Consider the following 21417-nt stretch of genomic DNA (forward strand, 5'->3'; position numbering starts at 1 on the left):
GCTTCGTCGTGGTCGTCTGCGGCGAGATCATGACCATGCCGGGCCTGCCGCGCGTGCCCTCGTCGGAATCCATCCGGCTCAATGACGAAGGCCTCATCGAAGGCCTGTTCTAGAAGGGATATGCGACCGTGATCCGCGAGATACTCGTTCCGGTACGTGGTGACGGCAAGGGCGACAACGTCCTTGCCCATGCCTCCGCCTTGGCCAGACGGTTCAAGTCACATGTCGTGGTGACCCATTGCCGTCCGAGGCCACAGGACCTGCTGCCCTATGGGGTCCCGGTTCCCACGTTCCTCAAGGATCAGCTGCAAAAGCAGGCGATCGAATTGGCCAACCAGGTCGAGAAGAGCCTGAAAAGCGAATTCGACATGCTGGTTCAAAAATTCGATCTGACGGTCTCCGATGAGCCGATCGCGGGAACGGCGACAGCGACTTGGGTGGAGGAAGAAGGACGCCAGGTCGAAGTGATCAAGCGCCATGGCCGGTTGGTCGATTTGATCGCGGTGGCGCAGCCGGATCGAGCCGGGATGCTCGGCGTCAACAGCCTCAAGGCAGCGCTGTTCCACACGGGCCGGCCCGTGCTGTTGTGTCCGCCGACCGATACGCCGCCGGTGCAGATCGGCACGCACATCGTCATAGCCTGGAACGGTTCGACCGAGGCAGCGCGGGCGGTCGCGCTGAATATCGGACTTTTGGAAGACGCCAGCACCGTCACGATCCTCACCGGTGGTGAGGAGGCGTACGGGACAACGTCCGAAGATCTCGCCAGCTATCTCAAGAACCGTGGGATTACGGCTGAGATCGAGAGGTTTTCGGCCGGCCACAACGTCGGCAAGGAGTTGCTGGAACGCTGCCGGAAGCTCGGGGCGGACCTGATGGTCATGGGGGCCTATGGCGACAGCCATGAGAAGGAGATCATGTTCGGAGGCAACACGCAGACGGTCATCGAATCGACATCGATACCGGTGGTTCTGGTTCATTAGGGAAGAGGTTCAGTGTGGTCCGGGAAATTCCGGACCGATTGTCATCGATTGACGAAGTCCCTAGAGCCTGATTTACAATAAGAACAGCCGTGTAAAACGGCGAGTGTGAATATCGTGCTTGCTAATGCAAGTAAAATTTTAATGGGAGGAAGACAAAATGAATATCAATAGAAGAGTTCTCATGAGTGTCGTCGGTGCGACCGCATTGGCTTCGACTCTGTTCACGGGCGTTGCCAATGCATGGGAGCCGACCAAGCCGGTCGATTTCGTGATCATGGCCGGCGCTGGTGGCGGGGCGGATCAGATCGCCCGCTTCATCCAGTCGGTTGCCGAGAAGAAGAAGCTGACCGTCCGGCCCCTCGTGCCGAACAACAAGGGTGGCGGCTCCGGCGCTGAAGCGCTGATCGCTCTCAAGGGGGCCAGCGATCCGGATCATACGATCCTCGTCACGCTGAATTCCTTCTTCACGACGCCGCTGCGCCAGGAAAATCTGGGCGTCGACATCACCACCTTCACGCCGATCGCGATGATGGGCGTCGATCCGTTCGTCCTTTGGGTCCACAAGGATTCGGGCATCACGAGTTTCGAGCAGTGGGTCGAGAAGGTGAAGGCCGAGGACGGGAAATACGTCATGGGGGGCACCGGCAAGGGACAGGAAGACTCGCTGGTCATCGCCTGGATGGAGAAGAACTACGGCGTCAAGATCAAGTACATCCCGTACAAGGGCGGCGGCGAGGTCGCCAAGGAGCTTGCGGGCCAACAGATCATGGCGACCGTCAACAATCCGTCGGAAGCACGCGGGTTCTTTCAATCGGGCGATGTTGTGCCCTTGGTAGCGTTTTCAGATGAGCGGCTGCCGAACCTTCCCGATGTTCCTACCATCAAGGAGCTTGGTAAGGACTTCAGCTACTACAATCAGCGGGCCGTCGTCGGTGCGCCGGGTATGTCGGAGGAAGCCGCGCAGTATTACCGCGATCTCTTCGGGACTATCTACGATTCCGAGGAATGGCAGGGCTACATGAAGTCCGAGAGCTTGGAAGGCCTTCCCATGAATGCCGACGAGCAGAAGACGTATTGGACGACGCAGGTCGATCGCCACAAGGAGTTGTTGAAGGAAATGGGTGAATAAGCCCAAATCCTGACTGAACGATAGCAACGATACTAAGTCTAGGGAGAGCCGGCATGCGCCGCGCAGAAATCGTAACCGCGGGCGTGCTGGCCCTCCTTTCAATATACTTGATGTGGAAAAGTACGGAGCTGGATGTCGGCTACATTCGGGGTGAAGGCCCTGGGGGTGGGGCTTGGCCATTCTGGCTGGCCGGTGTCATGCTGGTTTGCACCGGTGTCATTGCTTTCAATTGGTACCGGCGGACGTCGCCGCCGTCGCAGTCGACCGAACCTTTTCTCGACCCCTATGGGCAAAAGATGCTCGCGCTCGTGGGCGGTGGCATCATCGGGTTCGTCGCGCTGGTGAACATCCTGTCGATGTACGGCGCGATGTTCGTGTTCCTCATCTACTATCTGCGCTTTCTTGGACGTCACAGTTGGGTGATGACGATGACCCTCGCCACCGCGATACCTGTCGTCTTCTTCTTCTTCTTCGAGGCGCTTATGCGCATCACCTTGCCCAAGGGCATGGCGTTTCTCGAGCCGGTGTTCAATGCGTTGAACACGATCATCTACTGATGCGAACGGCTCAGGCAATTATCGAGCCCGCGGGGAGGCGGCAGTTATGATGGAAATTCTGGGGCTACTGGGGGACGGCTTCTGGCTGGCAATCCAGCCCGTCAATCTGATGCTGATCATTATCGGTGTCACGCTGGGACTATTCATTGGCGCGATGCCGGGTTTGGGATCGGTCAATGGCGTTGCCATCCTGCTTCCCATCACCTTCCTCGTGCCACCGGCCTCGGCCATCATCTTTCTCGCCGCGATCTATTACGGTGCCATGTATGGCGGCGCGATCAGTTCGATCACGCTGGGCATTCCGGGGGCTTCGACGGCGGTCGCGACGACCTTCGACGGACGGCCGCTGGCTCTGAAGGGCCGCGCCAGTCTGGCCCTTATCACGGCCGCGGTCGCGTCTTTCGTCGGCGGCACTGTCTCCAACGTGCTGTTCACGGCCTTCGCGCCTCCGCTGGCAACCGTGGCGCTCAGCTTCGGACCGCCAGAGATCTTCGCGCTGATGTTGCTGGCCTTCGCAACCTTTGTGGGCTTGGGCGGCGATGACATCCCGAAGACGATTTTCTCGATCTGCATTGGACTGGTTTTCGCGGCCGTCGGTTATGATGAGATTTCGGGGGCTCCGCGTCTCGTTTTCCTCGGCATTCCGGGCTTCCTGCACGGTGTGAACTTCCTGGTTCTGGCCATCGGCGTCTATGGCATCGGCGAGATGCTCTGGACCATCGATTCCACCCGCGGCAAGATCACCTCGACGATGGCGAAGATGTCGTTCCGCGGCATCAACGACGACACCAGGGAGGCGTTTCGACGGGGTTGGAAAGGCATGGGCATCGGCTCGTTCCTCGGGTTCTTCGTCGGCATCCTGCCCGCCGCCGGCGCTACTCCCGGTTCGCTGATGTCCTATGGTGTCGCCAAGATGTTCTCGCGCAATCCGAAAGAATTCGGGCAGGGCCATCCGGGTGGTGTCGCCGCACCGGAGGCGGCGAACAATTCCGCCTCGACCGGCGCCATGCTGCCGATGCTGACGCTCGGTATCCCCGGTTCTCCGACGACGGCCATCCTGCTTGGCGGCATGGTCATCTGGGGTCTGACGCCAGGGCCGCGCTTGTTCACCGATCAGCCGGAATTCGTTTGGGGCCTCATCGGTTCGTTCTACGTCTCGAACTTCTTCGCGCTAGTCATCAACATCGCCTTCATCCCGCTGTTTATCTGGATGTTGCGGATGCCCTTCACGGTCCTGGCACCGATGATCTTCATCCTGTCGGTCGTGGGTGGTTATGCCGCGACACAGGACATGCACGACGTCTGGCTGATGTTGATTTTCGGCTTCGGGGCGTTCTTCCTGCGCAAGCTCGATTACCCGGTGGCGCCGGCGGTGCTGGCGATCGTGCTCGGACCGATTGCCGAGCCGACCTTGCGGCAATCGCTGCTGTTCTCATCGGGCGATCCGTCGATCTTCTTCACGCGGCCGATCGCCGGACCGATCACGGTCATCGCCTTGATCCTGATCTTCCTGCCGCTGTTCAAGCTGATCTGGGACAAGACGCGGCGTCCGACCTCGAAACCTGCCTGATCGATGGCGGTCACCGAAAGCCCGGGGGACACGGGGGCCGAATTCGGCCCCTGGAATCCCGGGCTGAGTTCGACGATACCGCAGCGGCTTTTGCCGCTGTCGACCATGTTCCGTCCGGAAAATGTCGAGACCGGCTTTAGGGAGGCTCGCGAACTCGCCGACTTCAGCGGGCTCGACCCCAAGGACACGATTGCCTTTCGCGCGGAACGCTTGATCGTCCACGAACTGCTGATCCGGGTGACGGCGGATCTATCGGTGCCGGACGGGCCGGAATACGAGGAACTCGGAATCAACATGCGCGGGATGACCGCGCGGATCTACGACGAGCACGTCCGGCCGCGGCTCGGCGGTTTGAAGTCGGAGCACGAGCGGCTCGTCAGCCGGGCTCGCGATTTCTTCGCGGCGGAATTGCAACGACTGGACCGACCGCAGGCGTCGCCAGGCGCGGCACCGACAGCGAAAAGTGGTTTGCTGGACAGGTTGCTTGGCAGGGAGCGAAAGACGCCGTCACCTAAGGCCTTCCCGGATGACAGAGCCGCGCTCGAAGCCGCCACCGCCCGCTGGGCGGGGATGCAAGATTCGTTCGAGGCGGCCTGCGCCAATGCCCTTGCCACGGTCACCAGCGCGGTCGTCCGCACCCATGGCCGGCTGCCCTTTGACAAGACGATGATCGTCGACCTTGCGGCCAATTTTTTCGTCAACGACTATGGCAGCGCGCGATTGGGTTCCGCGCTGGATCCGATTATCGAATCGGCGGCGAAGGTCGAAGGCTATCGGTATCTTCCGACCCAGACGGAGCCGTTCGTCATGAACGTGAAGGGGGCGTCGGCCGCCGGGAAGAGTACCATCCGGCCGCATCAGCGCGCCCTGGCCAAAAAGCTCGGTGTGCCCTGGGAGGACTTTGCCCTCGTCAGCCCGGATTACTGGCGCAAGCATCTCCTCGACTACGGTTCGCTGGGGGCTGATTACAAATATGGAGCGATGCTCACCGGTCACGAATTGGAGATCATCGACCGGAAGCTCGACCGCTACATGGCCGAAAAGGCCGACCGGGGAACGATGCCGCATCTTTTGATCGACAGGTTCCGCTTCGACAGTTTCAGAACCGGTGACAATCAGGATCGCGGCAGCAATCTGCTGACCCGGTTCGGCCACACCGTATTCATGTTCTTCATGGTCACCCCGCCGCCGCTTACCGTGGAACGGGCCTGGAAACGTGGGCTGACGACCGGACGATACAAGGCCGTCGACGATCTTCTCCACCACAATATCGAGGCCTATACGGGTATGCCCGCGCTGTTCTTTTCCTGGGCGTTGTCGGACAAGAAGGTTCACTACGAATTTCTTGACAACGATGTGCCGAAAGGCGAGCGCCCGCGTACGATAGCCAGCGGCTGGAACCGCCGGATGAACGTCTATGACGTCGATGGTCTGCTGAACATCGAGCGGTTCAGGAAAATAGATGTTCGCGCATCGGGTCCCGGCGAGGTTTACCAGGAGGGAGCCGATATCCTCACGGAAAACCTGGAATTTCTGCGGCAATGTAGCGAGCGCCTCGACCAGGTTCGGTTCGTCAATCCCAAGATCGACGAGCGATACGGCCTTATCGGGACGGAGAGCGGGGCGTGGTGGGACCGCAGCTTGTCATCGTGTCCGGACAAAATCTCCGACCTTCTGGAAGGGGTCGTTGCGGACGCCGCGACGCATCCTCGAAGCGATACCGCAACCGGTGGCTCGGATATTGGGGACGAAATGAACTACATCATTGGCCAGCTGCATTAAACGCGCCGGCAAGCCGCGCCGCTGATCTGTTCTGGTTTCCTGCAAGGCGCCGAGGCGCCTTGCAGGAGCGATGTCACGCCGCCTTCACGCAATTCGCGGCCAGTTTCCGGTCGACCGTGTCGACCGTCACGTTGAGGGCAGGGTGCTCCATGCCGAGCGACAGTCCAATCCGCTGCACCAACTTGTCCACGCGTTCGATGGTCGTCGCACCGCCGGCAATTGCCCGCGCCGCCGACGATGGCTTCAACAGATTTTCAGCGGCTTTGGCATATTTCTCGAACGGCACAGGATCCTCCGGCGACGCCCCGAGACGGCTGACGATCTCGTTGACGAACCCGTAGATCTCTCGCGACAAATCGATGTCGCCATGGACCGCGTCGCGGATGGAGATGGGGTCTCCGGCGGTGATGCAGCGGTAGTTTCCCGTCGCCAGCATGCTCCACTTGGCAAGCGGAACATACAGCGAATCATGCACGCGAAGCTTGACGGGCACCTCGTGGCCGTCGAGCCGCACGGCGTCGATGTCGGCCGCCAGTTCGGCCAGCAGCCTGTCGTGATCCGGGTTGTCGAAACGCGCGACCTTGAAGTTGGTCGGAAGGCCGACATGCAGGACGTTGGCCTTGTCTTCGGGCGGGCGGAAGGCTTGCGGGTCCGGCGAGCACAGCGTCATCAGCGCAGGGTCGAACTGGTCCCAGATGCGGGCATCGGTGTAGGCGGTCCCGAGCTTGCTACAATCCAGCCCCGGCAGGCGCTTGAGGTAGGGCAGGGGCGGCATGTTCATGATCGACATGCACGGGACCGCCGCTTTGGCCGTCCGGTTCAGCAAATGCCTGAGGGCGGGATCTCCGTATTGCGGTTCCTGCATGGCGAGACAGATTAGGTCGTAATCCGCGGGATCGACTGCCTCCGGCGTGCTCGCATCCACTCGCCCGGGCAAATCGCGGGAGAATAAGCTCCGATGGGCGTCTTCACCCTTGAGGCGAATGCGCACTTCTGTTCCCTCGTCATTGATCAGGGCCGCCGTGGCGGCCCTGCAGAGCAGGGTGACATCATGGCCGGCCATCGCCAGTTTCGTGCCCAGCAATGAGCCATATGAGGCGCCGAGTATGAGAACCTTATGAGGCATTGAGTCTGCTCCCTTATTGCCGTCTGGGGTGTCAGCCACATTACCTGGTATACCTAACACCAGAATGCGGGTTCTTCCAGACCGCTTGTCTGAATAGTTGTCGTTACGCGAAAGGTCGGTGGGGAAAGCGGAGGCTCGGCTCCGGCTGAGGCAGAGCTTCGCTACCCCATTCAACCATTGTGCGAGGATGATGGACGGCGGTTTTGGCTAAGTAAAATTCGGAAAATTTATCCGACCCATAAATAAAACTATGGGTGTATCCGAGATGCGCGCTCGGGGCCCACCCACGCAAGCGATCCACGTGGCGAGCGCCGTGCTCAGGGTGATGGCAGCGATCTGATCCAACCGGTGATCTGGTCGGCAAGGGCGTCGGTCGTCTCGGGAGACAGAATATCGCCCGCGATGACGTGATTCTCCGGATCCCCGCTGGACGGCACCAGAACGGTTTTCGTCGGGCCGCCCCAACGCGCCATCACGTCCTCGGTGGCGGCTGGATCGACAATCTGGTCCTGCGGCGAGAACAGCGCGAGGGCCGGGATCGTGATGGTGGACAGGTCTATCGCCAGGGTGGCGCGGATGAGCGCGGCCATGGGAACGAGCGCGCCGATCGGGTAGGATGTCGTCCAGCTCTCGGCCTGCTTCTGATTGACGGGCGCAAAGCCATGCGTGGCACCTCCGATCCGCGGCAGGATTTTCCGCGTAAAGGGTAGATCTAGAAGGAACGCCCGGCGGTCCCGCAGGCCGAAATTCGGCGAAACCAGCACCAACCCTTCGATCCGGTCCATCAGGCCTGGAATGGTGGCGCCCAGCGTCGCCAACGTGCCGCCGGTCGAGGTCCCGATGACGATGACGCGGTTGCCGATCGTTCGGCCAATTGCGATCGCCTCTGCGAGATCGTTGACCCAGTCGTTGACGCGTGCCTGTTCCATCACGGCCGGATCGCGGCCGTGGCCGGTGAGCCGGGTGTAGAAGAGGTTGGCGTCGAGAGCCTTGGCGACCGTGTCGGCGAGCGGGCGCGTTTCGGCCTTCGTCGCTGAGAAGCCATGGACGTAGACGATGGTGAGCGGTGTCCTGGCGCGCGAGGCGGGAAAGGCCCAGACGATTTCCTTCTGGGCATTCGGCCGCAGGTTGGGGATGTCCGCCTCGCTGCGCAGAAGATAGGCGTCGGGGTCGCCGCCGATCACCGCCGGATCGAACCGGACCGTCGTGTCGACCGGTTCGCGCGGGGCGAGGTACCAGAAGCCGGCTGCCGCCAGCAACAGGACGAAGACGAGGGCAAGGGAGAGACGCAGGATCACGGGAACCGTCCATTCGCGGCGGGAGACGATTCTGCTCTACCGCGTCTGACGCCGTCGGAAAACCATCGGCCGGGAATCCGCATCGCGCCTCAGCCCGCCGCCTCGACGACACGGCGGATGAGGGCCCCGACCATCAGGTCGAGATGCGCGCCGCCGCCGTTCTTGAAGGCGGTGATGGCGTCGGGTCCGCTGCGCCCGGCCGTGCCGGCGCACAAATCCGCGAGGTCGCCGCAGATCGTCTCTTCGACGATTGTCCCGGCGTCAAGCGGGATTTGAATCTCGCCGATATGGCAGAATGTGGTGCGACGCGAATCGACGAAAAGCTCGGAGCGCGTCAGTACCGCGTCGTCGGCCTCGCGCATGTCGGGGCGGAACGCGCCGATCAGATCGACATGGGTACCAGGCTTCAGCCATTCGCCCTTGAGGAACGGCTCGGTGGCCATCGTCGCGGTCGAGACGATGTCCGATTCGCCGACGGCGGATGCGAGATCGATGGCGACCGCGACTGGGACGCGGGCGCTGGAATACTCGGACGCGAGACGCTCGGCTTTCTCGGTCGTTCGGTTCCAGACGGTGACTGCTTCGAGGTCAGGAAAGATCTCGCAATAGGCTTCGATCAGCGAGTTGGCGACGGTGCCGGCGCCGCATATCAGCAACCGGCGGGAGTCCGGGCGCGCCAGCAGCCGGGCGCCGAGGACGGAGTCGCCGGCGGTTTTCCATTTGGTGACCAGAATGCCGTCGATCATGGCGACCGGGGCGCCGGTGGCATCATCGAACAGGATCATTCCGCCCTGGATCGATGGGAGCGGCGGGGCCTTGCCCGGATTGTCCGGATAGATGGTGACGGATTTCAGCGCGATGCCGAGCCCTTCGATCCAGGCGCCGCGATTGAGCATGCTGCGGCCCGACTGCGATAGCAAAAGGTCGCCGATCTCGGCCTCGGGCAGCCGGTGGCCTTCGGCGATCGCGTCGGCGACGGCCGTCCAATCGAGCAGCGGATCAGCCTCGTCGAAACCGATGAACCTCATGTGGTTGCCTTCGCCGCGGCCTGTGTTTTCGCCTCTATCGCCGGCGTCTGGACCCGCCGGGTCGCATAGGGACGAAATCCATGCTTGTGGTAGAGCGGCAGCGCCGCCGGATGGTCGAGCGTGTTGGTTTCCAGCGTCAGACGACCGGCCCCCTCGGCGAACCCGACCGTGATCGCCTTGCTCAACAGGTAGTCGGCGAAGCCACGGCCGCGAAACGCCGGCAGGATACCGAAATGCACGATCCGCGCTTCGCGGAGGGCAGGGCGCATCTCGATCTCGAACCAGCCGGCGACAATCTCGTCGCATAAGAGCACGAAGATACGTGTCGTCTCATTGTGAATTTCCCGGCTCAACTGGTCGTCGGGCAGCAGCCGCGAGGTCCAGTGATGGGCATCGCCCAGCGCCCGGTAAAGCATCCGGTAGCTGTCGAGCCGGATGTCGTGAACGCGCGTCACGGCGAGCGGTTTGTCGCAGGGCGGCGGCACCTCGGTTTGCGGAGGCTCTCGCATTTCCAGGCTAATCACCTGTGTCGTCAGGAGACGCATCGTATCAGCGCCCGGTTTCGACCGGCGTATCGGCGGCCAAGCCCCACTCGGTCCATGAGCCGTCGTAAAGGGCGCACTGGCGGTTGCCGAGCGATTCCAGCGCAAGGTTGAGGACGGCGGCGGTGACGCCCGAGCCGCAACTGGTCACCACCGGCGCCTCGGGATCTAGCCCGGCCTCGGCGAAGATGGCCCGCAACGCCGCCTCCGATTTCAGCCGACCATTTTCGGAGAGCGCCATGAACGGCACGTTGAAGGCGCTCGGCATGTGACCGGCGCGCACCCCGGCGCGCGGTTCAGGCGCTTCACCGGTGAAACGGGCGGTGGGGCGGGCATCGGCGATCTGCAGGCGTCCGTTCATCACCGCGGCCTTGACCTCGTCGAGCGAGGCGACGGCGCTGCGATCGAAGGATGCGGCGAAGGAGACGGCTTCGGGTGAGGCGGCTCCGGTCTCGACCGGCAGCCCCGCCTCTTGCCAGGCCGGAAAGCCGCCGTCGAGCACGCGCACGTCTTTCGCCCCGAAGGTGCGCAGCAGCCACCAGACGCGCGGTGCGGTGAACAGGCCGGCGCCGTCATAGACGACGATCGTATCGGTCTCCGAAACGCCGAGATCACCTACAGCCGCGGCGAAGACGTCCGGCGAGGGCAGCGTGTGGGGCAGGTCTGAGGCCGGATCAACGATTTCGTCTTGGTCGAAGAAGACAGCGCCGGGAATGTGCGCGGCGTCGAACTCGGGCCGGCCGAGACGGTTCTGCGCCGGCAGGTACCAGGAGGCGTCGACGATTGACAGGCCCGGCCGGCCGAGATGTTCGGCAAGGTCGGCCGGGGCGATGAGAAACGGGTTCTGGCTCATGGGAGGCCTCGGAAAGGGCGCACCGCGATGATAAGACGGGCGGCCAATTAGAATAGTCCAGCGGCGCGCGCAGCGGCAAGCCCGCGGGCCTGGCGAGAGGGTCAGCCGGGCAAGGGACCGAAACGGATGCGAAAGCGCCGGTTCGACTTGCCCTTCTTTTCGATCTTGCCGATGTGGATGTCGCCGACCTCGCCGGTTTCCTGCACATGAGTGCCGCCGCAGGGCTGGGTATCCACCGAGCCGTTTTCGCCGATGCACACCAATCGGATTCGCCCCGAACCGCGCGGTGGCTTGACGTTGGCGGATTTGACCAGCCCCGGATTGGCATCGAGTTCAGCCTCGGTGATCCAGCGGGTGAAGACCGAATGGTTTGCCGCAACGAGGTCCATCAGCTGCGCGGTCACGCCGGCCTTGTCGGCGGAGGCGTCGGGGATGTCGAAGTCGATGCGGCTCTCCTCCTCGCCGACGGCGGCGCCGGTGATCGGGAACGGGCAGACGACGGTGAGAAGGTGGCAGGCGGTGTGCATCCGCATCAGTTTGTAGCGCCGCTTCCAGTCGACATGCAGCACCAGGGTCTCGCCGGCGGTGGGGAGGGACGCGCCTTCCTCGGCGAGCATCACAACCGTTGCCTTGTCGGGCGCATACACCGTGTCGACGATCTTGATCTGACGTCCGTCAGCGGTCTCCACGAAGCCGCTGTCACCCGGTTGGCCACCACCAGCAGCGAAGAAATTGGTGCGCTCGAAGACCAGGCCACGCTCTCCCTCGATGCGCGTCAGAGGCGCTTCCAAGGTCGAAAGATAGGCGTCGTCCTGATAGACGCGCTCGGTCGCCGCGGGCGCGGCGGCACCGCCCGGTCCTCCCAACACGGTCACCCGACTGTCTCGAACGGGACATCGAACGCGGGCTTGTTCTCGATCCATTCGGGCACCGGAAGGTCCTTGGAGCGCAGGAAATCCGGGTTGAACATCTTCGACTGATAGCGATTACCGTAGTCACACAGGATGGTCACGATGGTGTGGCCGGGACCCATTTCTTTGGCCATCCGGATGGCGCCGGCGATATTGATGCCGGATGAGCCGCCAAGGCACAATCCTTCCTGCATCACGAGGTCGAAGACGATCCTCAGCGCCTCGTCGTCGGGGACCTGAAAGGCGAAATCCGGCGTGTAGCCTTCCAGATTTGCGGTGACCCGGCCCTGGCCGATACCCTCGGTGATCGAGGAGCCTTCCGACTTCAACTCGCCATGGGCGTACCAGTTGTAGAGCGCGGCGCCCATCGGATCGGCGATGGCGGTCTTGATCTGCCCCGAGCGGCGCTTGAGGCCCTTGGCAACACCGGCCAGTGTGCCGCCGGTGCCGACCGCACAGACGAAGCCATCGACCTCGCCGGCCGTCTGGTGCCAGATCTCCTCGGCGGTGGTCACCACATGGCCTTCGCGGTTGGCGACATTGTCGAACTGGTTCGCCCAGATCGCGCCGGCCGGATGACTTTTCGCCAGCTGCGCGGCGAGGCGCCCCGACAGTTTTACGTAGTTGTTCGGATTCTTATAGGGAACCGCCGGCACTTCGATCAGCTCGGCGCCCATCAGGCGCAGCGCGTCCTTCTTTTCCTCGCTCTGGGTCTCGGGAATGACGATCACGGTGCGATATCCGAGCGCGTCGGCAACCAGCGAAAGGCCGATGCCGGTGTTGCCCGCCGTGCCCTCGACAATGATGCCGCCGGGCTTCAACAAGCCTTTTTCCTCGGCGTCGCGGACGATGAACAGGCCGGCGCGGTCCTTGACCGACTGTCCGGGGTTCAGGAATTCCGCCTTGCCGTAGATTTCGCATCCGGTCGTCTCGGATGCCTTGTGGAGCCGGATCAGCGGCGTGTTGCCGATGGCATCGAGAACGGAATTGTATCGGGACATGAGGCGAAGGACTCGAAAAGCGCGTGGGACAGGGTTCGAGCGAACCTATGGCCGCCGGGCGGGCGAGGCAAGACGATCCTTGCGAAGCGACCGCGTTGTTCCTTCACCACGGCCGCAGTAGGGCGGATCGCGCCAGCTTTACGCCGGCCGCTCCTCCCGATCGCGCTTCGGTCGCATATGCCGGTATGGTGTCGCGGCCTTTGATCTTGCGGGGCTGTCGTCATCCGTGGTGTGAGTCGAGCAATCCGAAGGCGGTTCGCAGCCGCTACCTTCAACCGCGTCGGAGCGCAGTCAATGCCGAAGCCCGGCCTTCCTCTTGTCATCAGCGCGCCCGAGCCAAGGTCGCTGGACCTGATCTTCTCGCCGGAGGCGCGGCTGGAACTGCATCGGCGCTACGACATCCACGACGCGGACCCCGCCGGCGTTGGATCGCTTGCGCCCGATATCCTGGCGCGGGCGCGCTACATCATTGGCCAGCCGCCGCTGACGCGCGAAGCGATAGAACGGATGCCGTCCCTGCGCTGTATCTTCAACGTCGAGAGCAATCTCCTCGACAATATGCCCTACGATATGCTGTTCGGGCGCGGCATCCACGTCGTGACCACCGGGTCGGTATTCGCGGGACCGGTGGCCGAACTCGGCCTTGCCATGGCGCTCAATCTTGCGCGCGGCATCGTCGATGCCGACCTCGCGTTCCGTCAGGGCCGCGAACTCTGGGGTAGCGAGGGCAATCGGACGGCGCGGCTCCTGTCCGGGGCCGATATCGGGATCATCGGCTTTGGCGATCTCGGTCGAGCGCTCAACCAGTTGCTTACCGGCTTCCGCCCGCGTGTGCGGGTCTTCGATCCCTGGCTGCCGTCCTCCATGCTGGTGGAGGCGGGCACCGAACCGGCGGGCCTCGACGAAGTTTTCGCCGAAAGCGATTTCATTTTCGTGGTTGCCTCGGTGACAAGCGAAAATCGCGGCTTTATCGACCGCGATAGCTTCGCGAAGATGCGTCCCGGCGCTGCCTTCATCCTGCTCAGCCGCGCCGACGTCGTCGATTTCCCGGCGCTGATGGACGCTGTCAGCAGCGGTCACATCGTGGCCGCCAGCGACGTCTTCCCGGAAGAGCCGTTGCCACGGGACCATCCGGTGCGCGGTCTTCCAGGCTTTCTGCGTTCTGCGCACCGTGCCGGGGCGATCGATACGGCTTTCAAGAAGATGGGTGACATGGTGCTCGAGGACATGGAACTCATGGATCGCGGTCTGCCACCGATGCGTTGCAAGCGGGCCGAGCGGGAGACGGTTCAGCGCATGCGTTCGCGGCCGGTTACGACAAACTGAGGCCGTGCCCCCGTCCCGGGAATTGTGAGCCTCGCGCGCGTGGTCTGCATGCGCCAAAGCTTTACTCTGCAGATTTTCTTCTCAGATCATGCGAGGCGCCGAGCACTGGACTACGGCCGCTTCCGAAGGGGCGGAATATGATCTAAACGCTCGGGATGACGGTCCCGCTTTTTGGCGGATGCGAATTTTTCCGCTGCAGAGGGAGTGTGCATGGCTGATACGCGGCTCGACGAACATGTACCCGAAGCGGAGGTCCGGTCGGAATTATACGATGAGGACGGCTTCGTTGCCCGTGAGTTTCGCGAGCGCGTCGAGACAGCGATCGCGGCGGGCGATTCCAAGATGCTGCGGGGGGAAATCAGCCCGCTTCACGAATCCGAGCTCGGCGATGTTCTCGAAGCGCTTGATAAGGACAACCGTCAGGCGCTCGTCCGGCTCCTGGGCGACGCGTTCGATTATACGGCGCTCACCGAGGTCGACGAAGCAATTCGCCTGTCGATCGTCGATGCTATGCCGAACGAGCAGATCGCCGCCGCGGTCCGCGAGCTGGAATCCGATGACGCCGTCTACATTCTGGAGGACCTTGAGGAGGAGGATCGCAAGGAGATCCTCGAGCGCCTGCCGTTTCGCGAACGGATTCGGCTGCGGCGCTCGCTCGAATATCCAGAGGAATCGGCCGGCCGGCGCATGCAGACCGAGTTTGTCGCGGTGCCGCCCTTCTGGACCGTCGGCCAGACCATCGACTACATGCGCGAGGAGGAGGATCTACCCGAATCCTTCGCCCAGATCTTCGTCATCGATCCGAGCTTCAAGCTGCAGGGCGCCGTCGACCTCGACCGCATCCTGCGCGCCAAGCGACCGGAGAAGATCGAAGACATCATGCACGAGACGCGCCACGCGATTCCGGCCGAGATGGATCAGGAAGAGGCGGCGCAGGTCATCGAGCAATACGATCTTCCCTCAGCCGCCGTGGTGGATTCGAACGAACGGTTGGTCGGTGTTCTCGCTATCGACGATGTCATCGATATCATGCAGCAAGAGGCCGAGGAGGACATCAAGCGCCTCGGCGGCGTCGGCGACGAGGAAATCTCCGATACGGTGCTGACCGCTGCGCGGTCACGCTTTTCCTGGCTGCTCATCAACCTCGCGACGGCGATCCTCGCCTCTCTCGTCATCGGGCTCTTCGACGCGACGATCGAGCAGATGGTGGCACTTGCCGTATTGATGCCGATCGTCGCCTCGATGGGTGGCAATGCCGGCACTCAGACCATGACCGTCACCGTTCGGGCCTTGGCCGCGCGCGATATCGACTTTCACAACGCCGGGCGGGTCATTCGACGAGAAACTCTGGTTGGGCTGCTCAACGGTTTGATCTTCGCGGCGATCATCGGCGTCGTGGCGGCCTTCTGGTTCGACAGTCGCGGACTTGGCACGGTGATCGCGATCGCCATGGTCATCAATATGCTGGCCGCCGCGCTCGCGGGAATCCTGATCCCGCTGGTGCTCGACCGGCTCGGCGCCGACCCCGCCATCGCGTCCGGCACATTCGTAACGACGGTGACCGACGTTGTTGGCTTCTTCGCGTTTCTCGGGCTCGCGGCCTGGTGGTTCGGCGTCGAGTGAGGACGTCGCTGACGCGGCCGAGCCATTCGTTGAGCATTGCAATTGACTTTGACGTAAATCTATATTCATGCAACGCGGGTCATACGAGGTGGGAACCGGATCGCATATGCGCGAATATTACACGATCACGGAGCTGACGCGGGAGTTCGACATCTCGACTCGCACGATCCGGTTCTACGAGGATGAAGGTCTGATCTCGCCCATCCGACGCGGCCGGACGCGGCTGTTCCGGCACTCCGACCGGCAGCTGCTCAAGAACATCCTGCGCGGCAAGCGGCTTGGTTTTTCGATCGCGGACATCCGCGAAATCATGAACATGTACAAGAGCCCGCCCGGCGAGGCCGCGCAATTGCGGGCGATCATTCGGCGCGTCGGCGACAAGCGGCGTGAGCTCGAACAGAAGCGTCGCGACATCGAGGAGTTGCTGCGCGAACTCGACGCCGCCGAGGAGGCCTGTCTCACGCGCATGGCCGAACTCAGCGTGGGGCAGGGCGCCCGCGCGGGCTGAGGCTGCGTATATCGGCCAGCCCCGCTACTTGGTTTGCTCGAAAGAGCACTGATTGGTGATCTCCCGGATGCGTGTCATCTGGGTTTCGTCCGGGCCACCTCCCATCAGCGCGTCGAAAAGTCCCTGCGCGCGCAACTCCCTTTCCGCGCAACCACAATAGCGCTCGCAGAATTCCCCGTCGCGTTCGGCCAAACAGGCCCGCTGGCAATCGGCGCGGAAGACGGCTTGCGTGTCCGCCGGTGCGGCCAGGGAGAAAACGAAGACCATGCCGAACAAGATCGGCTGGTGCAGCAGGTAGAACAGCAGGGCATGGCGGCCGAGGACGCCCAGCCGCCACATCGGGCGGAGTGCCGGGTTCCAGCCGCGCATCCGGTCGAACACGCTGTGGGCGAGGGCGAAGCGCGCCGCCGCGATGCCTGCCAGGACCGCTCCGAAGAACGGGAAGATCGGAATGAAATCGTTGGAAAACGGGGGGATCTGGTAGAAACCGATCCAGGCGAACCATTTCGGATCGAAGACGGGGTGCGAGATCACGAAGGGCAGGGCGACCGTCACGACGGCGGCGAATGCGGTCACGAGCCAGGGCAAACGAATAAACAGCAACCCGAGCAGGCTGGCGACCGCGATCAATTGCAGGATGCCGAAGAATACGAAGCTGTTCGGCGTGGCGAAAAACGTCACGACCGTGATTGCCACAGCGCCGGCGACCACCTGCGCGAGGCGGATCAGGAAGGGAAGCCAGCGGATCGTTCGCCCGTGAGCAAGTACCAGGCTGACACCGACGAGGAACAGGAAGCTCGAGGCGATGGCGCGCGCGAAGATCTTCCAGCCGCCTGAGCCGGTCAGCCCGCGCTCGACATAGTTGAAGAACTCCAGATCCCAGGCGAAGTGGTAGATCGCCATCGCGAACAGCGCGACGGCGCGCGCGATGTCGATGAACTCGATGCGACCTCGGCTGGTCGGATTGACGGATTGGGACACGCGACTTCCTTGACGCTGGACACCCTTGCGGGCCGCCTATTTTGATGATGGAGGCCGCTGGATCGATTCGGCCCTTTACCCTGGGAAGGCAATTCATGAAGATTATCGAGGCGAACGGCGCGCGCATCCCCGCGATCGGTTTCGGAACCTATACACTCGAAGGCGAGACTTGCGTCGATATGGTGGCGAAGGCAATCGATGCCGGCTATCGCCATCTCGACACGGCCCGCATGTATGGCAACGAGAAGGAAGTCGGCGAGGGAATTCGCCGAAGCGGCATCGATCGCGAAGAGCTGTTCGTCACAACCAAGATCTGGTGGACCGACATTGGTGAGGCCGACCTTGTGCCGACCGCGCGAAAGGCCTTCGAGGCATTGAATATCGGGGCGGTCGACCTGTTGCTGATCCATTGGCCGAACCACGAAATCGCGCTGGAAGAATCGATCGACGCGTTGAACGCGACGATCGGCGAGGAACTGACCAGACATATCGGCGTCGCCAACTTTCCCAGTGCCATGCTCGACGAGGCAGCCGCTATGTCGGCGGCACCGCTCGTCTGCAACCAAGTCGAATACCATCCCTTCCTGAGCCAGGACGATGTTCTGACGGCGTGTCGGCGCCATGACATGGCGATGGTGGCCTATTCGCCCATCGGAAAAGGTGGCGTGCTTCTGGAGAACTCGGTCATTCGCGACGCCGCCCGGCGCCACGGCAAGACTCCGGCACAGATCGTCCTGCGGTGGGAGATTGAACAGGATGGTGTCGGGGCTATTCCGCGGACCTCCCAACCAGATCGGCTGAAGGAGAACATCGACATCTTCGATTTCGCTCTAACCGACGTCGAGCGGCAGGAGATAACGGCGCTGACGCGTCGCCGGGAGAGGCTGATCGATCCCTCCTTTGCCCCGAACTGGGACCGCGCCTGATGGACGAACGGGCGCTGCAGCGGATCGGCGCGGATGTCGTGGAGTGGAGCCAGGATCTTTTCGGCTTCTTCTACCAGCCGTCGTCACTTTTGCAGATTGCGATCGTCACTGCCTGTCTCGCCTTCGCCTGGCTGCTCGATCGCCTGTCGCGTGTGCCGATCGAACTTCAGGTCCGCAAGATCAAAGGCGCGCCAAGGTTCCTGCGTATCGTTGCCGCCATTCGCCGGCGGATGGGCCTGGTGTTCTTCGTCTTGCTCCTGTGGGGCGCCAAGCTCATCGATGCGGCCGCGGGCGGGCCACGCTCCCAGATCGTCGCGATCGTCTTCGACCTTGCGCTCGCCTATCTCGTCATCGCGGTCGCCTCACGAATTGTCCGCAACCGCCTACTGTCGCGCGTGATCACCTTCGTCGCCTGGGGCTTGGCGGCGCTTTCCATTCTCGATCTCATCGGCCCGGTCGCCGAAGTGCTGGACCAGACCGCCCTGACCGTCGGGCAATCGCGCATCTCGGCGCTGCTCGTCATCAAGACCATAGTGGTCCTTGCCGTCACGCTCTGGCTGGCATCGACCGCGGGAAACTTTCTGGATACTCGGGTTCAGCGCAGTGAGGAACTAACGCCCACTCTCCGGGTGCTGATCGGCAAGTTCCTGAAGATCGGCCTGATCCTTTTGGCGCTGGCAGTCGCGCTCGCCTCGGCCGGCGTCGATTTGACGGCGCTGACGATTTTCTCCGGCGCAATCGGTGTCGGTCTCGGCTTCGGTCTGCAGAAGGTGGTCTCGAACTTCATCTCGGGCATCATCATCCTGACCGACCGGTCGATCAAACCGGGGGACACGATCTCGCTTGGCGATACCTTCGGTTGGATCAGGGAACTGCGCGCGCGCTTTGTCTCCGTGGTGACCCGCGACGGGCGCGAATATCTGATCCCGAACGAGGACTTCATCACCAACCAGGTGATCAACTGGTCCTTCTCCAACAACTTGGTGCGTATCGACGTCGAATTCGGCGTCTCCTATGATTCCGATCCGCACGAGGTGATACGCATTTCCAAAGAGGCGACCGTCGCGCTCGAACGGGTCGTCAATCACAAGGGTGTCGTTTGCTGGATGACCGGCTTCGGCGACTCCTCCATCGATTTCGTCGTGCGCTTCTGGATCCGCGATCCACAGGCTGGACTCACCAACGTCAAGGGCGAAGTGTTTTTGGCGCTCTGGGATGCGTTCAAGGCAAACGGTATCGCTATCCCGTTCCCGCACCGCGAGATCATCATGCGCACGCCGGTCATCGTGGAAAAGTCCGGCGATGCGGGCACCGGCGACGCGGAATCGTGATGGTTTGACTGAGGCTGGCGAGGATACACGGGTCGTCGGCTTCTGATATGAGGGTGCCGCACTACCACCCATGCCAGGAGGCCGGCCCTGTTCTTCTATCTTGCCAAACTCGGCTGGTTTCTCCTGCAGCCGCTGGTGGCCATCCTGCTCCTTGGAGCGCTCGGCTTGCTTGCCGGGCGGCTGCGCTATCGGCGGACCGCCGTGACGCTGTATTCGCTCGCGGCCATCGCGCTGGCGGTCAGTAGCCTGACGCCGGCGGGCTTGGTGATGACGGCGTACCTGGAGAATCGTTTTCCGCGCCCGGAGCTTCCCGCCGAGGTTACCGGGATCATCGTCCTCGGCGGAGCGTTCGACACGCGTGTGGCCCGAACCCGGGGCGTGCCGGAGCTCAATGAGGCCGCCGACAGGGTGACGGCAGCGCTGGCGTTGGCGCGGCGATATCCGGAGGCGAAAGTGCTGTTCAGCGGCGGCGTCGCCGCCGTGTTCGAGGACGACATCCCGGAAACGGAGGCGGCCAGCGAGTTCTTTCTTTCGCTCGGCCTCGCGTCGGAGCGGCTGGTGCTCGACAGTCGGGCGCGCGATACGTTTGAAAACGCGCTCTACGCCAGACAACTCGCACAGCCGAAGCCGGGCGAGACCTGGCTGCTGGTGACGTCAGCCTACCATATGCCGCGTGCCGTCGGAACGTTCCGGGTCGCGCAGTTCCCGGTGCTGCCCTATCCGGTGGACTATCGTACGCCGTCGGGCACCGCGCTGTGGCGCCCGTCGAGCGCCACGACCCGAAATCTGGAGAAGGTGCATTTCGCGATACGCGAGTATCTTGGGCTCCTGGCTTATCGCCTGGCGGGGCGCACCGATGCGCTCATACCTGGCCCCAGAACCTAAGCCTTGGGCCCGCGATCACGCGAATTATTCAGCCGATCAATTCTCGGTCGAGCGGGGTGCGGCCAGACGATAAACGCCCCGAAAATCATGCGGGTCGACGGTCCTGCCCTTGCGGCGGATATCAAGCCGGCCCGCATCGGCCAACCTGACAGCTTCGGCCCGGATCGGCTTCATCAGGCGCCGCCAGTTTTTCTCGTCGGATCCGGCGAGGGCTCGCGCCACCTCGGAGGGGCAGACGGTCTTGCCATCTTCGCGCGCCGCGACCGCCGTTTCGATCGCCTCTGTGATGGTGAGTTGGTCGGGTTGCGGAAACTGTTTCGGATCGTCGGTCAATCGATGAACGCCTTTCGGGCCGGGGAATAGAACTGGCGGTTGGCCAAGATCATGAGGACCAGGAAGGTCGTGAGAAACAGCGCATATGGGCCGAGAAACCAGCCGAGATAGGCCAGTGCGAAGAAGATCGCCCGCAGCCCGGAATTGAAATTCAGGCCGGCTTGCTGGTTGAGCCGCGCCGCACGCACGACGGCTCGTTCGGCTTCGGCGGGGTTCGCCTCTGCATCGGCATGCATCGGAATCGCGCCGATCAGGATCGAGCAATAATTGAACAGGCGATACGCCCAGCCGAACTTGAAGAACGCGTAGGCGAAGATCATCACCAGCCCAAGCAGCTTGAACTCGACCAACGCCCGGTCGAGCCGACCGTAGAATGGCAGATCTGAGGCGATGACCGCGATACGCTCGGCCGAACCCAGCATGGCGAAGGTCCCGCCGATGGCAAAGATGCAGGCCGAAGCGAAAAATGCCGTACCCTGCTGCAGTCCAGCCATGATCGCGGTGTCGATCATACGCAGATCGCGCAGGAACATGACCCGCATCCAGCGTTCCCGCTGCTGGTTGATGGCGCTCGACAGGCCTCGCTCCGCGAACGGTCCTCGTTCCGTGAACCAGCTATAGCCGACCCACACGACGAGGAAAATCACCAGTGCTGCCAGATCGATTGTGTCGATGACCATCGGCCATGCCTCTTCTCGTTCCATTTATGCCCACTCCCACCCAG

22 protein-coding genes are annotated in these 21417 nt (G+C 62.6%); 12 read left to right on the forward strand and 10 right to left on the reverse strand.

All coding sequences use genetic code 11. The features are described from left to right. The 6 genes from VQ045_RS00005 to VQ045_RS00030 all read left to right on the forward strand — a co-directional run. The coding region (locus VQ045_RS00005; protein WP_331828899.1) for a formate--tetrahydrofolate ligase at window positions 1–113 on the forward strand (113 nt) is incomplete at its 5' end. Between the two features lie 15 nt (window positions 114–128). After that, a complete protein-coding gene (locus VQ045_RS00010; protein WP_331828751.1) occupies window positions 129–983 on the forward strand; it encodes a universal stress protein in 855 nt (284 codons plus the stop codon). A gap of 181 nt (window positions 984–1164) precedes the next feature. Beyond that, window positions 1165–2112 carry a Bug family tripartite tricarboxylate transporter substrate binding protein gene (locus VQ045_RS00015; protein WP_327624035.1) on the forward strand — a complete coding sequence of 316 codons (948 nt, stop codon included), beginning with the start codon at window positions 1165–1167 and terminating at the stop codon, window positions 2110–2112. Window positions 2113–2165: 53 nt separating this feature from the next. Continuing rightward, window positions 2166–2669, forward strand: coding sequence for a tripartite tricarboxylate transporter TctB family protein (locus VQ045_RS00020; protein ID WP_327624036.1), 504 nt, complete (start codon window positions 2166–2168; stop codon window positions 2667–2669). 46 nt (window positions 2670–2715) lie between these two features. Continuing rightward, window positions 2716–4239 (forward strand): tripartite tricarboxylate transporter permease, encoded by a 1524-nt coding sequence (locus tag VQ045_RS00025; protein ID WP_327624037.1) that lies wholly within the window; start codon window positions 2716–2718, stop codon window positions 4237–4239. A gap of 3 nt (window positions 4240–4242) precedes the next feature. Next, window positions 4243–6021, forward strand: a complete 1779-nt coding sequence (locus VQ045_RS00030) for a hypothetical protein (protein WP_331828752.1) — start codon at window positions 4243–4245, stop codon at window positions 6019–6021. Between the two features lie 73 nt (window positions 6022–6094). On the opposite strand, the gene VQ045_RS00035 is transcribed toward VQ045_RS00030, so the two are convergent. The 7 genes from VQ045_RS00035 to VQ045_RS00065 all read right to left on the reverse strand — a co-directional run bounded on the left by VQ045_RS00035 (window position 6095) and on the right by VQ045_RS00065 (window position 12780). Further along, window positions 6095–7147 carry a ketopantoate reductase family protein gene (locus VQ045_RS00035; protein WP_331828900.1) on the reverse strand — a complete coding sequence of 351 codons (1053 nt, stop codon included), beginning with the start codon at window positions 7145–7147 and terminating at the stop codon, window positions 6095–6097. A gap of 317 nt (window positions 7148–7464) precedes the next feature. Beyond that, window positions 7465–8445, reverse strand: a complete 981-nt coding sequence (locus tag VQ045_RS00040) for an alpha/beta hydrolase (RefSeq protein WP_331828753.1) — start codon at window positions 8443–8445, stop codon at window positions 7465–7467. Window positions 8446–8534: 89 nt separating this feature from the next. Beyond that, window positions 8535–9473: an ornithine cyclodeaminase family protein gene (locus VQ045_RS00045; RefSeq protein ID WP_331828754.1), complete on the reverse strand. Its 939-nt coding sequence runs from the start codon at window positions 9471–9473 to the stop codon at window positions 8535–8537. After that, the gene (locus tag VQ045_RS00050; RefSeq protein ID WP_331828755.1) at window positions 9470–10018 is read right to left on the reverse strand and encodes a GNAT family N-acetyltransferase; all 549 of its coding nucleotides are present in this window, start codon (window positions 10016–10018) and stop codon (window positions 9470–9472) included. The genes VQ045_RS00045 and VQ045_RS00050 overlap by 4 nt, the downstream gene beginning before the upstream one ends. Before the next feature lie 4 nt (window positions 10019–10022). Further along, window positions 10023–10868: a 3-mercaptopyruvate sulfurtransferase gene (gene sseA, locus VQ045_RS00055; RefSeq protein ID WP_331828756.1), complete on the reverse strand. Its 846-nt coding sequence runs from the start codon at window positions 10866–10868 to the stop codon at window positions 10023–10025. Window positions 10869–10969: 101 nt separating this feature from the next. Continuing rightward, window positions 10970–11734, reverse strand: a complete 765-nt coding sequence (locus tag VQ045_RS00060; RefSeq protein ID WP_327646400.1) for an alanyl-tRNA editing protein — start codon at window positions 11732–11734, stop codon at window positions 10970–10972. A 5-nt stretch (window positions 11735–11739) separates the two neighbouring features. Then, the gene (locus VQ045_RS00065; RefSeq protein WP_327646331.1) at window positions 11740–12780 is read right to left on the reverse strand and encodes a cysteine synthase A; all 1041 of its coding nucleotides are present in this window, start codon (window positions 12778–12780) and stop codon (window positions 11740–11742) included. A gap of 294 nt (window positions 12781–13074) precedes the next feature. On the opposite strand from VQ045_RS00065, the gene VQ045_RS00070 reads away from it, so the two are divergent. The 3 genes from VQ045_RS00070 to VQ045_RS00080 all read left to right on the forward strand — a co-directional run bounded on the left by VQ045_RS00070 (window position 13075) and on the right by VQ045_RS00080 (window position 16237). Next, window positions 13075–14106 carry a hydroxyacid dehydrogenase gene (locus tag VQ045_RS00070; protein ID WP_331828757.1) on the forward strand — a complete coding sequence of 344 codons (1032 nt, stop codon included), beginning with the start codon at window positions 13075–13077 and terminating at the stop codon, window positions 14104–14106. A gap of 210 nt (window positions 14107–14316) precedes the next feature. Then, window positions 14317–15729 (forward strand): magnesium transporter, encoded by a 1413-nt coding sequence (mgtE, locus tag VQ045_RS00075; RefSeq protein ID WP_331828758.1) that lies wholly within the window; start codon window positions 14317–14319, stop codon window positions 15727–15729. Between the two features lie 106 nt (window positions 15730–15835). After that, entirely contained in the window at window positions 15836–16237 is a 402-nt protein-coding gene (locus VQ045_RS00080; protein ID WP_327624046.1) for a MerR family transcriptional regulator, read from the forward strand. A 24-nt stretch (window positions 16238–16261) separates the two neighbouring features. Here the strand turns inward: VQ045_RS00080 and VQ045_RS00085 are convergent, their stop codons facing one another. Then, complete coding sequence (locus VQ045_RS00085) at window positions 16262–17218, reverse strand: heparan-alpha-glucosaminide N-acetyltransferase (protein ID WP_327646333.1); 957 nt, start codon at window positions 17216–17218, stop codon at window positions 16262–16264. Window positions 17219–17313: 95 nt separating this feature from the next. Between VQ045_RS00085 and VQ045_RS00090 the strand changes: the two genes are divergently transcribed. From VQ045_RS00090 to VQ045_RS00100, 3 genes are all read left to right on the forward strand, one after another. Beyond that, window positions 17314–18144, forward strand: a complete 831-nt coding sequence (locus VQ045_RS00090) for an aldo/keto reductase (RefSeq protein WP_327646334.1) — start codon at window positions 17314–17316, stop codon at window positions 18142–18144. Continuing rightward, on the forward strand, window positions 18144–19475 hold the full coding sequence (locus VQ045_RS00095; RefSeq protein ID WP_331828759.1) for a mechanosensitive ion channel family protein: 1332 nt from the start codon (window positions 18144–18146) through the stop codon (window positions 19473–19475). The genes VQ045_RS00090 and VQ045_RS00095 overlap by 1 nt, the downstream gene beginning before the upstream one ends. 135 nt (window positions 19476–19610) lie before the next feature. Continuing rightward, on the forward strand, window positions 19611–20360 hold the full coding sequence (locus VQ045_RS00100) for a YdcF family protein (RefSeq protein ID WP_327646336.1): 750 nt from the start codon (window positions 19611–19613) through the stop codon (window positions 20358–20360). Between the two features lie 36 nt (window positions 20361–20396). On the opposite strand, the gene VQ045_RS00105 is transcribed toward VQ045_RS00100, so the two are convergent. Beyond that, complete coding sequence (locus tag VQ045_RS00105; RefSeq protein WP_442872877.1) at window positions 20397–20693, reverse strand: DUF3253 domain-containing protein; 297 nt, start codon at window positions 20691–20693, stop codon at window positions 20397–20399. After that, window positions 20690–21397 carry a DUF599 domain-containing protein gene (locus VQ045_RS00110; protein ID WP_327646337.1) on the reverse strand — a complete coding sequence of 236 codons (708 nt, stop codon included), beginning with the start codon at window positions 21395–21397 and terminating at the stop codon, window positions 20690–20692. Before VQ045_RS00110 ends, VQ045_RS00105 begins: the two co-directional genes overlap by 4 nt. Between the last annotated feature and the right edge of the window lie 20 nt (window positions 21398–21417).

Origin of the sequence: Aurantimonas sp. E1-2-R+4 (assembly GCF_036549515.1) — a bacterium.
Taxonomy (GTDB): domain Bacteria; phylum Pseudomonadota; class Alphaproteobacteria; order Rhizobiales; family Rhizobiaceae; genus Aurantimonas; species Aurantimonas coralicida_A.

Coding starts and splice junctions, on each gene's coding strand:
- VQ045_RS00025 (WP_327624037.1), top strand. CDS start 2,716: ATGATGGAAATTCTGGGGCTACTGGGGGACGGCTTCTGGCTGGCAATC.
- VQ045_RS00035 (WP_331828900.1), bottom strand. CDS start 7,147: ATGCCTCATAAGGTTCTCATACTCGGCGCCTCATATGGCTCATTGCTG.
- VQ045_RS00050 (WP_331828755.1), bottom strand. CDS start 10,018: ATGCGTCTCCTGACGACACAGGTGATTAGCCTGGAAATGCGAGAGCCT.
- VQ045_RS00065 (WP_327646331.1), bottom strand. CDS start 12,780: ATGTCCCGATACAATTCCGTTCTCGATGCCATCGGCAACACGCCGCTG.
- VQ045_RS00045 (WP_331828754.1), bottom strand. CDS start 9,473: ATGAGGTTCATCGGTTTCGACGAGGCTGATCCGCTGCTCGATTGGACG.
- VQ045_RS00110 (WP_327646337.1), bottom strand. CDS start 21,397: ATGGAACGAGAAGAGGCATGGCCGATGGTCATCGACACAATCGATCTG.
- VQ045_RS00020 (WP_327624036.1), top strand. CDS start 2,166: ATGCGCCGCGCAGAAATCGTAACCGCGGGCGTGCTGGCCCTCCTTTCA.
- VQ045_RS00095 (WP_331828759.1), top strand. CDS start 18,144: ATGGACGAACGGGCGCTGCAGCGGATCGGCGCGGATGTCGTGGAGTGG.
- VQ045_RS00070 (WP_331828757.1), top strand. CDS start 13,075: ATGCCGAAGCCCGGCCTTCCTCTTGTCATCAGCGCGCCCGAGCCAAGG.
- VQ045_RS00080 (WP_327624046.1), top strand. CDS start 15,836: ATGCGCGAATATTACACGATCACGGAGCTGACGCGGGAGTTCGACATC.
- mgtE (WP_331828758.1), top strand. CDS start 14,317: ATGGCTGATACGCGGCTCGACGAACATGTACCCGAAGCGGAGGTCCGG.
- sseA (WP_331828756.1), bottom strand. CDS start 10,868: ATGAGCCAGAACCCGTTTCTCATCGCCCCGGCCGACCTTGCCGAACAT.
- VQ045_RS00090 (WP_327646334.1), top strand. CDS start 17,314: ATGAAGATTATCGAGGCGAACGGCGCGCGCATCCCCGCGATCGGTTTC.
- VQ045_RS00015 (WP_327624035.1), top strand. CDS start 1,165: ATGAGTGTCGTCGGTGCGACCGCATTGGCTTCGACTCTGTTCACGGGC.
- VQ045_RS00030 (WP_331828752.1), top strand. CDS start 4,243: ATGGCGGTCACCGAAAGCCCGGGGGACACGGGGGCCGAATTCGGCCCC.